This is a genomic window from Nonomuraea roseoviolacea subsp. carminata (assembly GCF_024172185.1).
Classification (GTDB): domain Bacteria; phylum Actinomycetota; class Actinomycetes; order Streptosporangiales; family Streptosporangiaceae; genus Nonomuraea; species Nonomuraea roseoviolacea.
The window spans coordinates 5,226,100-5,241,190 of sequence record NZ_JAMZEC010000001.1; the positions used below are offsets into that span (position 1 = coordinate 5,226,100).

Annotated in this window: 11 protein-coding genes; 8 read left to right on the forward strand and 3 right to left on the reverse strand. The window is 71.4% G+C overall.

The genetic code is table 11. From position 1 onward, the window contains the following. Positions 1-15: 15 nt before the first annotated feature. Complete coding sequence (locus HD595_RS24375) at positions 16-2,199, reverse strand: alpha-1,4-glucan--maltose-1-phosphate maltosyltransferase (protein WP_253772781.1); 2,184 nt, start codon at positions 2,197-2,199, stop codon at positions 16-18. A gap of 239 nt (positions 2,200-2,438) precedes the next feature. Between HD595_RS24375 and glgP the strand changes: the two genes are divergently transcribed. Together glgP and HD595_RS24385 are read left to right on the forward strand one after the other, a co-directional pair. Next, positions 2,439-5,021 (forward strand): alpha-glucan family phosphorylase, encoded by a 2,583-nt coding sequence (glgP, locus tag HD595_RS24380; protein WP_253772783.1) that lies wholly within the window; start codon positions 2,439-2,441, stop codon positions 5,019-5,021. Between the two features lie 58 nt (positions 5,022-5,079). Beyond that, the gene (locus HD595_RS24385) at positions 5,080-5,976 is read left to right on the forward strand and encodes a MurR/RpiR family transcriptional regulator (RefSeq protein ID WP_175592416.1); all 897 of its coding nucleotides are present in this window, start codon (positions 5,080-5,082) and stop codon (positions 5,974-5,976) included. Here the strand turns inward: HD595_RS24385 and HD595_RS24390 are convergent. Next, the gene (locus tag HD595_RS24390; protein ID WP_253772785.1) at positions 5,939-7,858 is read right to left on the reverse strand and encodes an N-acetylmuramoyl-L-alanine amidase; all 1,920 of its coding nucleotides are present in this window, start codon (positions 7,856-7,858) and stop codon (positions 5,939-5,941) included. The genes HD595_RS24385 and HD595_RS24390 overlap by 38 nt on opposite strands. A gap of 138 nt (positions 7,859-7,996) precedes the next feature. On the opposite strand from HD595_RS24390, the gene HD595_RS24395 reads away from it, so the two are divergent. After that, positions 7,997-8,770, forward strand: a complete 774-nt coding sequence (locus HD595_RS24395) for an enoyl-CoA hydratase/isomerase family protein (RefSeq protein ID WP_253772787.1) — start codon at positions 7,997-7,999, stop codon at positions 8,768-8,770. An 83-nt stretch (positions 8,771-8,853) separates the two neighbouring features. On the opposite strand, the gene HD595_RS24400 is transcribed toward HD595_RS24395, so the two are convergent. After that, positions 8,854-10,197, reverse strand: a complete 1,344-nt coding sequence (locus HD595_RS24400; protein WP_253772789.1) for a glycoside hydrolase family 30 protein — start codon at positions 10,195-10,197, stop codon at positions 8,854-8,856. Between the two features lie 161 nt (positions 10,198-10,358). Here HD595_RS24400 and HD595_RS24405 point away from each other — a divergent pair, with 161 nt between their 5' ends. The 5 genes from HD595_RS24405 (at position 10,359) to HD595_RS24425 (ending at position 15,032) form a co-directional block, all read left to right on the forward strand. Beyond that, positions 10,359-10,721, forward strand: a complete 363-nt coding sequence (locus tag HD595_RS24405) for a hypothetical protein (RefSeq protein WP_175604706.1) — start codon at positions 10,359-10,361, stop codon at positions 10,719-10,721. Then, on the forward strand, positions 10,718-11,923 hold the full coding sequence (locus HD595_RS24410) for a DUF6395 domain-containing protein (RefSeq protein WP_253772791.1): 1,206 nt from the start codon (positions 10,718-10,720) through the stop codon (positions 11,921-11,923). The genes HD595_RS24405 and HD595_RS24410 overlap by 4 nt, the downstream gene beginning before the upstream one ends. A gap of 19 nt (positions 11,924-11,942) precedes the next feature. Further along, positions 11,943-12,785, forward strand: coding sequence for a M55 family metallopeptidase (locus HD595_RS24415; protein WP_253772793.1), 843 nt, complete (start codon positions 11,943-11,945; stop codon positions 12,783-12,785). Positions 12,786-12,897: 112 nt separating this feature from the next. Then, positions 12,898-14,454 (forward strand): flavin monoamine oxidase family protein, encoded by a 1,557-nt coding sequence (locus HD595_RS24420; RefSeq protein ID WP_253772795.1) that lies wholly within the window; start codon positions 12,898-12,900, stop codon positions 14,452-14,454. 56 nt (positions 14,455-14,510) lie between these two features. Then, a complete protein-coding gene (locus tag HD595_RS24425) occupies positions 14,511-15,032 on the forward strand; it encodes a YbaK/EbsC family protein (RefSeq protein WP_253772797.1) in 522 nt (173 codons plus the stop codon). Positions 15,033-15,091 lie beyond the last annotated feature (59 nt).

Here is a 15,091-nt window from a genome sequence, read left to right on the forward strand (position 1 = left end):
CCGCTGAATTCTGGTCTACCGTGGCGCGGCTCGAACGGTGAAGATGTGGGCAGGTTGGATATGGGGATCGAGGCGGACATAATTCCCCTGCCGCCAACGATACGACTCGCCGGACAGTTCGTCGTCGACGACGAACTCCGCGTTCCAGTCCAGGCCGAGCGCCGGCATGTCGAGATCGACCGTCGCCTCGTGGGTGTGGTGCGGATCGAGGTTGACGACGGCGAGGACGACGTCGCCCAGCCCGTGCCGTCGTGTGGCCGGGTCGTAGGCGCCGGGGAGTCGCTTGGAGAAGCAGACCATATCCGGTTGGTCGACGCGGTGGAACCGTAGATTACGCAATTCCTGGAGCGCCGGATGGGCTCTTCGGAACAAATTAAGGTGCGTGATGAACGGGGCGAGGGTGCGGCCTTCTCGCTCCGCCGCGTCCCAATCGCGAGGTCTGTACTGATATTTCTCGCTATCGAGATATTCTTCGCTTCCGGGACGGACAGGAATGTTTTCCCCAAGTTCGTACCCGGAATACACGCCCCACGTCGGCGAGACCAGCGCGGCCAGCACGGCACGGATCTTGAACGCGGGGATCCCTCCGTGCTGGAGGTACTCGTGCAGGATGTCCGGGGTGTTGACGAACAGGTTGGGCCGCAGGAAGAACGACGTGTCCTGGGCCAGCTCCGCCAGGTAGGACTCCACGTCGGGCTTGGAGTTCTTCCACGTGAAGTACGTGTACGACTGGTGGAAGCCGACCTTGGCCAGCGTCTGGAGCATCGCCGGCCGGGTGAACGCCTCGGCCAGGAACAGCACGTCCGGGTCGGTCTGCCGGATGTCGGCCAGCAGCCGCTCCCAGAAGCCCACCGGCTTGGTGTGCGGGTTGTCCACCCGGAAGATCCGCACGCCGTGGTCCATCCAGTGCCGCACCACCCGGCGGACCTCGGCGAAGATGCCCTCGGGGTCCTTGTCGAAGTTGATCGGGTAGATGTCCTGGTACTTCTTGGGCGGGTTCTCGGCGTACGCGATCGTGCCGTCGGCCCGGATCGTGAACCACTCGGGATGCTCCTTGACCCACGGATGGTCGGGGGAGCACTGGAGCGCCAGGTCGAGCGCGATCTCCATGCCCAGCTCGCGGGCCCGGGCCACGAACGCGTCGAAGTCCTCGATCGTGCCGAGGTCGGGATGGACGGCGTCGTGCCCGCCCTCCTCCGAGCCGATCGCCCACGGCGAGCCCGGCTCGTCGGGCTCGGGGCTGAGCGTGTTGTTGCGTCCCTTGCGGAACGTGTGACCGATCGGGTGGATCGGCGGCAGGTAGACGACGTCGAAGCCCATCTTCGCCACGGCGGGCAGCCGCTTGGCCGCTGTCTGGAAGTTTCCGGACTTGGTGATGCCGTGCTCGTCGACCAGAGCGCCTTCCGACCGCGGGAAGAACTCGTACCACGAGCCGTACAGCGCCCTGCGCCGATCGACCATGATCTTCCTCGGCCGCGACCTGGTGACCAGATCGCGCAGCGGATGCGCGTCCAGCAACGCCGCCGTCTCGGGAAGCTGGACGATCGACAGCCGCGCCCGCGGGTCCAGCTCCTCGTCACGCAGCGTGGACGCGATCGCCAGCAGCGCCGCGCGGTGCCCGCACGCGCTCTCGCCGCTCGCCTCCTTCTGCGCACCCTGCTGCTCTGTGCCCTGTTTCTCCGGGCCCTTTTTATCCGGGCCCTGTTTCGCCGCCGCGCGCGCGGCGGCCCTCGCCGGATCGGCCGGGATGTGCCCGTTCCTGGCCTGCGGCGTCGTGCGCCCGCCGGGGGCGGGGCAGTCGGCCTGGCGCACGCCGCGGGCCGCCCGCTCGAACAGCCGGGCGCCCTCCTCGCACATCAGGTCGACGTCCATGCCACGCGGGATCTTGATCTCGGCGTCGTGCAGCCACGTCGCGATGGGGTCGCTCCACGCCTCCACGCGGAACAACCACTCACCCTCGGTGGGCAGGCAGACCTCGACGCCCCACCGGTCGGTGCCCGGTGAGAGCTCGCGCATCGGTCTCAGCCGATCACGCTGCCCGTCGGGCGCGGTGAGGACCACGCCCGCGGCCACGGCGTCGTGGCCTTCTCGGAACACGGTCGCCGAGACCTGGAAGGTCTCACCGGCGACCGCCTTGGCGGGCCACTGCCCGCAGTCGACGACGGGGTGGATGTCCGTGATGGGAATTCTTCCGATCATCGCGCATTTCGAGGTTGCGACGGCACACTCGGTACCGCCGGAGGCTTCCCTGGCAAGAACGATCCTTGCATGTAATTTGTGGGCAGCAGCGGATAGACCTCCCGTGTCCCCGGGAGAACTGACAATGGTGGAAGTTGCCCCAATCGTCGCGCTTCATGCTTCTTCCCGGAAGGGGTTTGAACGTCCTTGCTGAGGGTGAGGGACTGAGAGGTCCCTCCTAGCCCATAGGGTGCACAAACGTGAGAGCTATCCGCCGGTTTACCGTACGCACAGTCCTGCCCCGGGAGCTGGCCGCACTCGGCGAGCTGGTCCACAACCTGCGCTGGTCGTGGCACCCCGAGACCACAGACCTGTTCGCCGAGGTCGACCCGCGCCTGTGGGAACAGGTGGGCCACGACCCGGTGGCCCTCCTCGGCGCCGTCGACCCGGCCAGGCTGTCCGAGCTCGCCGCCGACCGCCGCTTCCTGCGCCGTCTCGCCGACGCCGCCGACGACCTGCGCGAGTACATGACCGCCCCGCGGTGGTACCAGACGCTGCCCGACGCCGCGCGTGCCATCGCCTACTTCTCCCCCGAGTACGGCATCGCCGCCGCCCTCCCGCAGTACTCGGGCGGGCTCGGGATCCTGGCCGGAGACCACCTCAAGGCCGCCAGCGACCTCGGCGTCCCCATCCTCGCCGTGGGCCTGCTCTACCGCCACGGCTACTTCACCCAGTCGCTGTCGCCCGAGGGCTGGCAGTTGGAGCACTACCCGTCGCTCGACGCGGGCGGTCTGCCGCTGACCCTCCTGAAGGAGGAGGACGGCACCCCCGTCAAGATCCGCGTCGGCCTGCCCGAGGGGCGCGCCCTGCACGCCCAGCTCTGGGTGGCCCAGGTCGGCCGCGTGCCGCTGCTGCTGCTCGACTCCGACGTGGCCGACAACGACAGCGCGGCCCGCGACGTCACCGACCGCCTCTACGGCGGCGGCACCGACCACCGGCTCATGCAGGAACTGCTGCTCGGCGTGGGCGGCGTGCGCGCCATCCGCGCCTACTGCCGCATCACCGGCCACCCGGAGCCCGAGGTCTTCCACACCAACGAGGGCCACGCCGGGTTCCTCGGCCTGGAGCGCATCCGCGAGCTGACCGAGGCGCGGCTGTCGTTCGACGAGGCCCTGGAGGCCGTGCGGGCCGGCACGGTCTTCACCACGCACACGCCGGTGCCCGCGGGCATCGACCGCTTCCCCATCGAGATGATCGAGCGGCACTTCGGCGGCGACAACGCCTGGCCGACCGTGCCCGTGGAGCGCATCCTCGCCCTGGGCGCCGAGGCCGACCCCGGCCGCTTCAACATGGCGGTCATGGGCATGCGGCTGGCCCAGCGCGTCAACGGCGTCTCGGAGCTGCACGGCGAGGTCAGCCGGGAGATGTTCAAGAACCTCTGGCCCGGCTTCGACGTGGAGGAGGTGCCGATCGGCTCGATCACCAACGGCGTCCACGCCCCCACCTGGGTGGGCCGCGAGATGATGGAGCTGGCCGGGCGCGAGCTGCCCCTGCTCATCGAGCGGGCGCGCGGCTGGGACGGCATCCAGAAGATCTCCGACGCCGAGATCTGGGAGATCCGGCGCACCCTGCGCCGCCGCCTGGTCGAGGGGGCCCGGGACCGGCTGCGCCGCTCCTGGCGCGACCGCGGCGCCTCCGACGCCGAGCTCGGCTGGATCGACGACGCCCTCGACCCCGACGTGCTGACGATCGGCTTCGCCCGCCGCGTGCCGTCGTACAAGCGGCTCACGCTCATGCTGCGCGACCCCGAGCGGCTCAGGAGCCTGCTGCTCGACCCGGACAAGCCGGTGCAGATCGTGATCGCCGGCAAGGCCCACCCGGCCGACGAGGGCGGCAAGAAGCTGATCCAGCAGATCGTCAAGTTCGCCGACCACCCCGACGTGCGCCACCGCATCGTGTTCCTGCCCGACTACGACATGGCGCTCGGCCAGCTCATGACGCAGGGCAGCGACGTGTGGCTGAACAACCCGCTGCGCCCCCTGGAGGCGTCCGGCACGTCCGGCATGAAGTCGGCCCTGAACGGCGGGCTCAACCTGTCCATCCGCGACGGATGGTGGGACGAGTGGTACGACGGCACCAACGGCTGGGCGATCCCCACGGCCGACGGCGTCGCCGACCCCGACCGGCGCGACGAGCTGGAGGCCGCCGCCCTGTACGACCTGATCGAGCACGAGGTGTCCGACCGGTTCTACGACCGGGCGGCCGACGGGCTGCCGCGCCGCTGGATGGAGATGGTCAAGCACACGCTGACCTCGCTCGGCCCCAAGGTGCTGGCCGGCCGGATGCTGCGCGACTACGTCCTCAGCCTGTACACGCCGGCGGCCAAGGCGGGCCGCGCGCTCGCGGCCGACTCCTACGCCGGGGCCCGCTCGTTCGCCGCCTGGCGGCTGCGCGTGTCCAAGGCGTGGCCCGCGGTGCGGGTCGAGCACGTGGAGGCGTCCGGCGTCGGCGACACCCCCGAGGTGGGCAACGTGATGGACCTGCGGGCCACGATCGCGCTCGGCGACCTCGCCCCGGACGACGTGCTGGTCCAGGCCGCCTACGGCCGGGTCGGGCCGCACGACGAGCTGGTCCACCCCGGCTACCTGGCGCTGACGCCCGTCGACAGCGACGACGACGGCCGCGCCCACTACGCGGGCGTGGTGCCGCTGGACCGCACGGGCGCGTTCGGCTACACCGTCCGGGTCGTGCCCCAGCACCCGCTGGCGGCCTCCCCGGCCGAGCTCGGGCTGCTCACCGTGCCCGAGGAGCCGGTCGGGATGACCAACGGCACCCTGCGGTGAGCGCGGGCCCGCCGTACGGACGGGGCGCGGGGCCTTGACGGCGCTGGATAATCGGGGTGTGGACAACAGCGGGAACGGCGTGCGCGCCGACACTCTGGTGGCCACGGTCCGCGGCGTGCTGCCCTCGCTGACGCCCGCCGCGCAGACCGTCGCCCGCCTCATCCTGGAGGATCCCGCGACGGTGGCCCGGAGCACCATCACCGAGCTGTCCGCCGCCTCGGGCACCAGTGAGGCCACGATCGTGCGCACGGCCAGGCTGCTGGGCTTCGCGGGCTACCCGCAGCTCCGGCTGGCCCTGGCCGCGGCCGCCGCCCAGCCCGACCGGCTGGTGCCCGGCGACCTCGCCCCCGACGACCCGCTGTCGGAGGTCATCGTCAAGGTGGCCAGGGCCGAGTCCGAGGCGATCAACGACACGGTCGCCCAGCTCACCTCCGAGCGGCTCGGCCTGGTCATCGACGCCATCGTGGGGGCGCGGCGGATCGACGCGTACGGTGTGGGCGCCTCGGGCCTGGTCGCGGCGGACGTCGCGCAGAAGCTCCTGCGCATCGGCGTGTCCTGCCACGCCTTCCAGGACGCCCACCTCGCGCTGACCAGCTCCGTCCTGCTCAGGCCCGGCGACGTCGCCATCGGCATCAGCACGTCCGGCGAGACGCCGGACGTGCTGGAGCCGCTGGGCCGGGCCAAGGAGGCCGGCGCCACCACCGTGGCGATCACCAACAACCCGCGCTCGACGATCGCGGAGCTGGCCGAGCACGTGCTCATCTCGGCCGGGCGCGAGACGGAGTTCCGTCCCGGCGCGCTGGCCAGCCGCATCAGCCAGCTCCTGGTCATCGACTGCGTGTTCGTCGGCGTCGCCCAGCGCACGTTCGACTCCTCCCAGGAGGCGTGGAACAGCACCAGGCGCGCCGTTCAGGAGTTCACCCGGAGAACGTCACACGCACGTCGTCAGCCTTGACGAACATGACGCGGTGCCCGAACTGGATCTCCAGGTACTTCGTCTTGCCCTTGACCACGGTGTGCGGCTCCGGCTCGAAGGTGACCGCCCGGTAGTACTCGGTCGCCGCCGGGCCGGCCAGCGTGTACTTCTCGCCGGCCGAGAACGTGTACTGGAGCGGGGTGACCGCCTGGTACGGGATGTCGGCCGGGTAGGCCTCCTTCTCCGGGTAGGCCCTGCCGTACACCGGGACCGTGGCCAGGCCCGGCTTGGGCGTCACCACGAGGCCCATCGAGGGCACGGCGGTCGGCGCGGAGGCCGGGTTGTGGAACCACGCCTTCTGGCCGAGGTACCAGATCGCGGTCCAGTCGCCCTGCCGGTCGGCCACGGCGAAGCGCTGGCCGGTGGTGGCGCGGGCGCTGTGGTCGTACACGCTGTAGAGCGAGTCGCCCGTGGGGTGCTTGCCGATGTCCTTGATCAGGGGGGCGTCGGCGCGCGGCTCGGTGCGCAGCCAGACCGTGGAGGCGGGCAGCGGCGGGCAGGCGTTCTCGGGGTTCTTGCGGTCACAGCCGTAGAAGTACGGCTTGTTGGTCGCGAAGTCCGGCTTGATCATGACGGAGCCGGACCTGGGGCCGCCGAACTGGTGCAGCGGGGCGCCGATCAGCTCGAAGTAGTGCGCCCAGTCCCAGAACGGTCCGGGGTCCTCGTGCATGCCCTTGACCGTGGTCGGCAGGGTGCCGGGCACGTTGTCGTGGCCGAGGATGTGCGCGCGGTCGAGCGGCACGCCGTGGCGCAGCGCCAGGTAGCGCACCAGCTTGGCCGACGACCGGTACATCGCCTCGGTGTACCAGGTGCTGCCCTCGGCCAGGAAGCCCTCGTGCTCGATGCCGATGGACTTGGCGTTGATGTACCAGTTGCCGGCCTGCCAGCCGACGTCCTTGGTCTTGATCTGCTGGGCGATGTGGCCGTCGCTGGAGCGGACGGAGTAGTGCCAGCTCCCGGGCCACTTCGGGTCCTGGTTGAGCTTGACCGAGGGCGCCCAGTAGCCCTCCATGTCGTGGATGACGATGTAGTCGACCTTCTGGTTGAAGGGCCGGTTCGCCAGGTCGTAGTGGCCGTAGTCGTTGTTCGGGAGCTGCTGGTAGGCGGCCGGGATCCACTCGCAGGAGATCGTGGGCGGGCACTCGACGCCGTCGCGGCGCGGCGGGCGCAGGCCGAGCTTCTCCAGCCACTTCTCCACGGCCTCCAGGCCGGGCACCGGCTTGAGGGTGACGCGGCCGCCGTCGTCGGTGACCCGGTCGGCGCCCTCCTTGATCGTCGAGTACACCTCGTCGGCGAAGACCTTGGCGGCCTGCGACTCCTCGGCGCCGGAGTACTTCGCGACCGCGCCGTACCACTCGCCCGGGTCGTCGCTCAGCGGCGCGCCGAGCGACTTCTGGTAGTCGGCGAGCAGCGCCGCGCCGCCCCGGATGTTGGCGGCGTCGTCGGCGCGCAGCTTCTCGCGGCTCTCGCCGGTGAGCTCGGCGGCCTTCTCGATGGTGCGCAGCGAGGCGGGGATCTCTTCGGGGGTGGGAGTGGCGGCGGGGGCGGCGAGCGGGCGGCTCTCGTCGCCGCGCGCGTCCTCCTCACTGCCGTCGTGGTGGTTGGAGGCGGTGAAGGAGGCGGCGTCGGTCAGGTGCATGGGGCCGAACCCGGCGTTGTTGCTGGGCTGGCCGGCGTGGGCGTCCCAGCGCGACTCCAGGTAGGAGACGCCCAGGAGGACGCTTTCGGGGACCTTGAACTCCGCGGCTGCGGCGCTGAACGCCTGCTGCCGGTCGTCCGGCTCGGCGGCGGCCTGTGCCGCCGTGGGGATGCTCGCTAAGGGGAGGAAGGCGACCGCGGCGATCGCCAGCGCTCTGCGCATGGGCGCTCCTAGACTGCTGGGGGTGCTGCAACGCACAGCGTCTCAATATTTTCTTTCTGCGGCGAGAGCTTTGCGAAGGATTTTTTCACGCATGGACGCCGGCGGATCTTCGCGGGGGCGCTCTTGTAGGGTCGGGGCATGGCTGAGTTCGTACGCGTAGAGGTCGCCGGGCAGACCGCCACCATCAGGCTCGACCGCCCCAAGATGAACGCCCTCAACCGCCAGGCCCAGCACGAGATCGCCGAGGCGGCCCGCGCCGTCGACGCCGACCCGGGCGTCCACGCGGTCGTGCTCTACGGCGGCGAGCGCGTCTTCGCCGCCGGCGTCGACGTCAAGGAGATGGTCACCATGTCGTACGCCGACATGGCCCTCCACTCCCGCACGCTGCAGGACTGCTTCACGGCGGTCGCGCGCATCGGCAAGCCGGTCATCGCCGCCGTCACCGGCTACGCGCTCGGCGGCGGGTGCGAGCTCGCGCTGTGCGCCGACTTCCGCGTCGCGGGCGAGTCGGCCAAGCTCGGCCAGCCGGAGATCCAGCTCGGCATCATCCCGGGCGCGGGCGGCACGCAGCGGCTGCCGCGCCTGGTCGGGCCGGCCCGGGCCAAGGACCTCATCTACAGCGGCCGGCACGTCCCGGCCGCCGAGGCCCTCGCGATGGGGCTGGTCGACCGGGTGGTGCCGGACGCGGAGGTGTACACGGCGGCGCTGGAGTGGGCGGCCACGTTCGCCGGCGGGCCGACGGTGGCGTACCGTGCCGCCAAGCAGGCGATCGATCAGGGGCTGGAGTCCGACCTCGACACGGGGCTGGAGATCGAGCGGCTGCAGTTCTCGGGCCTGTTCGCCACTGAGGACGCGCGCACAGGTATGACGGCGTTCGCGGAGAAGTCAAAGCCTTCTTTCTCGGGGCGATGATCGGCTGAGGGCCTCCAGGGAAGCGGCCGCTGAGCGGCACAGGGCCGGGCGCCGTCACGTGCGTCAGGTCACCAGGGCCGTGGTCAACCCCTGACCACGACCGTGGTGAGCGATCTCGGCGCGAGCGTCACCGCGTGGCCGGTCACCTCCGACTCCGCCAGGTCGTGGGCCTCGTCCGTGACGTAGGCCGTCGCCCGGCCGCGAACGCCCTGCCACGTGACCGGGGCCGTTCCCGTGTTGAGGATCTCCACCACCCCCGAGCCGTCCTTGTTCCTGAACGCCGAAACTTTCAGCGACGGGTCGGCGGCCGAGGCGTCCAGCCGGACCGCTCCCGGGCGGATGAACCGGCTGTAGGCGGCCAGCGCCCACAGGCGCTTGGACACGTGGTACGTCCGGGTCGTCTCGTCGATCTGGAGCAGCGCGCGGGTGGCGCCGCGTGAGGCGCCGAGCCAGTAGACGTAGCCGCTCACGTCGCCCAGCGTGAGGGCGTCGTGCACGGCCGAGGCGATCGCCATGCCGTCGTAGCCGCCGCCGTCGTCCCAGCGCTCGTCCCACGTGCCGCCGTTGGGGTTCCACTCCGACATCCACGTCCTGCGGGTCGTGGGCAGCGGCCCGTCCACCGGGCTGGCGTAGGTGTGACCGGTGTGGGTCCTCACCCAGCGGCGCGCCTCCGGGTCGGCCTCGACGGCCGCCGAGTACGCCTTGGCCTCCTTCCAGCCGAACGAGTCGCAGCACACCAGGTTCACCCCCTTGGCGACGGGCCCGAGGACCTTGGCGAACTCGGCGGCCTCGGCCGGGGTGAAGCGCATCGAGGCGTAGGTGGCGGTGAAGTCGGGCTCGTTCGTGAAGCCGAGGTCGGTGATCCTGATGCCCTCCTGGGCGTAGAAGCGGGTGTACTGGGCCAGGTAGCGGGCGTAGGCGGTGCGCCACTCGGGCTTGAGGGCGCCGCCGTTCTTGTCGTCGCCGTTGTCCTTCATGTAGCCGGGGGCGCTCCAGGCGTCGGCGAAGAAGCGCCGCACGCCGTACTCCTTGGCCGCCTTGGCCACCCAGACCTGGCTGTTGTCGTCGCCGTCCCAGACGTAGCGGGGCGGGGCGCCGGGGCCGCCCGGGTCCTCCGGCTGGATCGAGACCATGTGGTCGTACGGGCTGCCGGCGGGGGAGGAGCCGATGCCGAGCCGCAGGATGCTGAACCCGGCGCCCTTGTCGCGGTCGAACCACAGGTCGAGGATCTCGCGCTGCTGAGCCTCGGGCAGCGCGCGCAGCAGCTCGTTGCGCCGGAACGCCTGGGAGATGCCGAAGCCGTCGATCTCCTGGTGGCGGACGTGCTCGCGCACCGTGATCACGCCCGGAGCCGCGGAGGCCTGGGCGGATGGGACGGGGACGGCCGGCAGGCCGAGCAGGGTGATCGCGGCAACGCCTCGCCACATGACGCCCTCCGAAAATTTCGGAACATCAATGATATGTTTCTGGGTGCGTGCCGGAAACGTAAGCGCCGGGCGAGGATCCGTCAACACCTCTGTCAGATCGGGTGTTGCCATTCGGGCACGGCGCCGTGGTGGGTGGCGATTTCCCACTATGGTGACGTTTCATGATGCGCGTCCTGGTCCCCGCGCGGCTGCGTCAGGCCGTGCGCACGTGGTTCGATGCCCGCTACATCTCCATCGCCGACCACCGCCAGGACATCAGGGACGCCCTGTGGGAGGTCCAGACGCTGCGCCGGGAGATGGCGACGCTCCAGGCGGAGGTGGAGCGCCTGCGCAAGGCGGCGCCCGCCGCGCCCGGGCCGGACCGGGCCAAGCTCGACGAGACCCGCCGCATCGCCCAGGACACCCAGCGCCTGGCCCAGGAGACGGCCAAGGCCATGGACGGCGTCCTGCAGAACGAGGTCCTGGTCTGGCAGGCCATCGACGAGCTCAGGGACCGCGCGGCCGGCGTCGCGGAGCGGTCGTGAGGGTCACCTGGTCGGGCGGCGTCCTGACCTTCCGCCTCGACCCCGAGGACGAGATCACCGGCCACGCCTCCGACGGCCACCCCGTCAAGCTGGCGATCAACTCGTGCTCCCTCTCCGACGTGCCGGACGACGCCCACCCCGACCTGTTCGCCGTGGCCGCGTGGACCGTCGTCGCCCCGTGGACGCGCCGGCGGATCACCTTCGACCGGGCGGTGTCGGCCGAGGTCGCCGCCGCGCTGCACGAAGGGTGGGGGATCGAGGCCGGGCCCGTGGGCGCCGAGCCGCGCCCCGCCGGGAGCACGCTCGCGATCTCCTACAGCGGCGGCGCGGACTCCGTGGCCGCGGCCACCGTCTACCCCGAGGCGCCGTTCGTCCACTTCCAGCGGGTGCCGCACGCCCGCGTCCCCAACCGGTGGCCGCACTACCGCTCGGACGTGCTCGCCAAGCTGGCCCGGGGGACTGGGCGCGACCTCACGATCATCCGGTCCGACCTGGAGTACACGCTCGCCGAGCCGCGCCCCGGCTACCCCGAGCACCAGGCGGTCGCGGCCGGCGCGCTGCTGTCGGCCGACCGGCTCGGCCTCGGCGGCCTCGGGTTCGGGTACGAGATGGGCTCCCGGTGGCTCGGCGGCGGCCGCTACCTGCTGCGCTACACCCCGGACAACGACCTGTGGGCGCCCCACGGCAAGTGGGGGCGGCTGTTCGCGGCGGTGGGCGTCCACATCGTGCTGCCCGTCGGCGGGGTCAGCGAGGCCGTCACCATGCGGCTCGCCCTCGGCTCCGACCTCAAGGACTCCGTCCGCTGGTGCCTGCGCGGCACCGACGGCCCCTGCCGTACCTGCGGCAAGTGCCTGTACAAGGAGCTCATCCAGGCCGCGATCGAGCGGCGCCCGCTCGACACGCCCATCACCGCCGACCGGCCCGTGGCGCGCAAGTGGATGCGCCCGCCGCCCTACGGCGGCCAGGAGATGGTCCAGTACGGCCTGGCCCGCGTGCCCGGGATCGAGAACACGGTGTTCGCCACGGCCCTGACGTACTTCGACGTCACCGAGGAGTCGACGAGCTGGCTCGACCACTGCTACCCGAAGGCGATCGACGAGATCCCGGAACCGTGGCGGGAGCGGGCGGCGGCGTTCATGGCGGCCGAGGTCGGCTTCATGACCGACGACGAGGTGCGCCGGGTGGAGAGCTGGGGATCGTGAACGAAGGAGAGACGCGCGGATGAAGGTGTACCTGTCGGTCGACATGGAGGGCGTCACCGGCCTCACCGACCCCGAGGAGATGCACGCCGGCAAGCGCGGCTACGAGCGCGGGTGCGAGCTGATGACGGCCGACGCCAACGCCGCCGTCGAGGGCGCCTACGCGGCCGGGGCCACGTCGGTGCTGGTCAACGACGCCCACGGGTCCACCAAGAACCTCCGCATCGACCTGCTCGACCCGCGCGCCACCCTCATCCGCGGCCCCGGCAAGGCGCAGCGGATGGCGCAGGGCCTGGACGGCTCGTTCCAGGCGGCGGGCTTCGTCGGCTACCACGCCCGCGCCGGGGTGCAGCACGGCGTGCTCAACCACACGTGGATGGGCAAGGAGATCCAGAACGTCTACCTCAACGGCGAGGTGTGCGGCGAGACCCGGCTGGTGGCCGCGTGCGCCGGGTTCCACGGCGTGCCGGTCGTGCTGGTGGCCGGGGACGAGGCCGTGGGCGAGGAGGCCCGCGAGCTGCTCGGCGACGTCGAGACGGTCGCGGTGAAGAAGGGGATCGACAAGTTCTCGGCCGAGCTGCTGCCGCCGAGCGTGGCCCAGGCCCGCATCCGTGACGCCATGGCCCGGGCCCTCAACCGGTTGACCGACTTCACGCCGTACACCTTGGCTCCGCCGTACACGCTGGGAGTGGAGTGGAACTCCACCGCCATCGCCGCCGCGGTCGGGCTGATCCCGGGCGTGAAGGCGGCGGGCACGCGCCACACCGAGTTCACGACCGACGACTTCACGCAGATCATGGCGCTGTTCGGCATCTTCGCCACGATCGGCGGCCAGATCGCCTGCGGCAGCGGCCCCTACGGCTGAGCCCCCTCGGGCCGCGGGGTGTCCGGCATGCGGGCGCCGGGGCGCGGGTGTACGGTGCGGAGCGGCCGTCGCCCCGTCGCGGGCGGCGGGCCGGGAACATGCCTGGAGAGAGGTGCGCGTGGAGGGTGCGGCGCTGACGCGGCGGGGGCTGCTCGTCGGCATCGGGGCGGTCGGCGGCGCGGGCGCCATGTACGCCGCCATGGGCGCCCTCGGCCTGGCGCCCTCCGGGCAGGACAAGGCGTTCGCCGCCCCGCGCTCCGGCGACTTCTCGCTCACCGGCCGGGCCGCGGGCACGGTGGTGATCCTCGGTGCGGGCGTGGCCGGGCTCACCGTGGCGTACGAGCTGGGCAAGGCGGGCTACGACTGCACGCTGCTGGAGGCTCGCGACCGGACCGGCGGGCGCAACCTCACGCTGCGCGGCGGTGACCGGTTGACCGAGGCGGGCGGCGTCACGCAGGAGGCGCGCTTCGGCGAGGGCGTCTACTTCAACGCCGGGCCCGGCCGCATCGCGCAGTGGATGGTCACGCTCGACTACTGCCGCGAGCTGGGCGTGCCGATCGAGACGTTCATCAACAGCAACGCGCAGGCGTACGTCCATACGCGAGGCGGCACGGTGCGGGCTCGCACCGCGAAAGCCGACATGTATGGATATGTAGCGGAGTTACTGGCGAAGGCCACCAATGCCGGCGCGCTCGACCGGGAGCTGACCCGCGACGACCGGGAGCGCCTGCTCGACTTCCTGCGCCGCTTCGGCGACCTCGGCCCCAAGTTCGACTACGCGGGCTCCCCACGGCGCGGCTACCTGAAGTACCCGGCGCTCGACGACGGCACCCCCGTCCCCGGCCCCGGCGCCCTCCACGACGTCCTCGCCGCCGGCACCGGCCGCTCCATACTCAACGACTTCGGCTACGACCAGGCCACCCCCATGTTCCAGCCGATCGGCGGCATGGACGCCATCGTCAGGCGGCTGACCGAGGCCGTGGGCGCCGACCGCGTCAAGACGGGCGCCAAGGTCACGAAGATCACCGACCAGGCCGACGGCGTCGAGGTCGTCTGGGACGGCGGCCGGATCAAGGCCGACTACTGCGTCGCCACCCTGCCGCCCCACGTGCTCGCCCGCATCCCGCACAACCTCGGCGCCCAGGTCACCGCCGCGCTCAGGACACCCGTCCCCGTCGCCGCCGGGAAGATCGGCATGGAGTACGACCGGCGCTGGTGGGAGATGGAGGACCGCATCTACGGTGGCATCACCGAGACCGACCTCGACATCACCCACATCTGGTACCCGTCGCACGGCTACCACTCCGAGCGCGGCCTGATCGTCGGCTACTACAACACCGGCCCCGAGGCCGAGCTGTACGGCGCGCTCACCCCCGAGGACCGCCGCCGCCGCGCCGTCACCCAGGGCCGCAAGATCCACGGCGACAAGTACGGCAAGGGCCTGCTGTCCAGCGTCTCCATCGCCTGGGAACGCCAGGAGCACATCCAGGGCGGCTGGGTGCGCTGGCCGGCCTTTGATTCGTCGTTCACTCTTCTGCAACGCCCCAGCGGAAGGGTCTACTTCGCGGGCGACTGGCTCACCCACCTGATCGCCTGGCAGGCGGGGGCCATGGAGTCGGCCCGCGCCGCCGTCACGCAGCTCCACCAGAGGGTGCTGCGCTCGCAGTGACGGCACGCTGCCGCCGGGACCACGTAGGGTCCTGGAGGAGCGAATGAGGAGATGGGATGACATTGCACTGGGTGCCCGCGACCGAACGGACCGACCTGCTGGCCGACCCGGTGGCCCGCGCCGTGCGCGAGCTGCCCGGCCTCGCCGAGGTGGCCGAGATCGATCCCGAGCTGGCCGACACGGCGGCGTTCTGCGAGCGCTACGGCGTGGGCATGGACGAGTCGGCCAACTGCGTCGTCGTCGCGGCCAGGCGCGGCGGCGAGACCCGCTACGCGGCCTGCATGGTGCTGGCCACCATGCGGGTCGACGTCAACGGCGTGGTGCGCAAGCACCTGGAGGCCCGCAAGGCGAGCTTCGCGCCGATGGCGGAGGCGGTGGAGCTGACCGGCATGGAGTACGGCGGCATCACGCCGCTGGGCCTGCCGGCCGACTGGCCCATCCTGGTGGACGCGCGCGTGGCCGAGCACCCCAGGGTGGTCGTCGGCAGCGGGCTGCGCAGGAGCAAGCTGGCCGTGGCCGGGTCCACCCTGGCCGGGCTGAAGGGCGCGGAGGTTCTCGCCCTGGCCAACGACGCATAGCGGAAAGTCGCCGCGACCCCGCGAATGTCGTGGCCGATTCGATACCGAGGGATCGGAAA

Coding starts and splice junctions, on each gene's coding strand:
- HD595_RS24415 (WP_253772793.1), top strand. CDS start 11,943: ATGAAGGTGTACCTGTCGGTCGACATGGAGGGCGTCACCGGCCTCACC.
- HD595_RS24405 (WP_175604706.1), top strand. CDS start 10,359: ATGATGCGCGTCCTGGTCCCCGCGCGGCTGCGTCAGGCCGTGCGCACG.
- HD595_RS24400 (WP_253772789.1), bottom strand. CDS start 10,197: ATGTGGCGAGGCGTTGCCGCGATCACCCTGCTCGGCCTGCCGGCCGTC.
- HD595_RS24375 (WP_253772781.1), bottom strand. CDS start 2,199: ATGATCGGAAGAATTCCCATCACGGACATCCACCCCGTCGTCGACTGC.
- HD595_RS24395 (WP_253772787.1), top strand. CDS start 7,997: ATGGCTGAGTTCGTACGCGTAGAGGTCGCCGGGCAGACCGCCACCATC.
- HD595_RS24425 (WP_253772797.1), top strand. CDS start 14,511: ATGACATTGCACTGGGTGCCCGCGACCGAACGGACCGACCTGCTGGCC.
- HD595_RS24390 (WP_253772785.1), bottom strand. CDS start 7,858: ATGCGCAGAGCGCTGGCGATCGCCGCGGTCGCCTTCCTCCCCTTAGCG.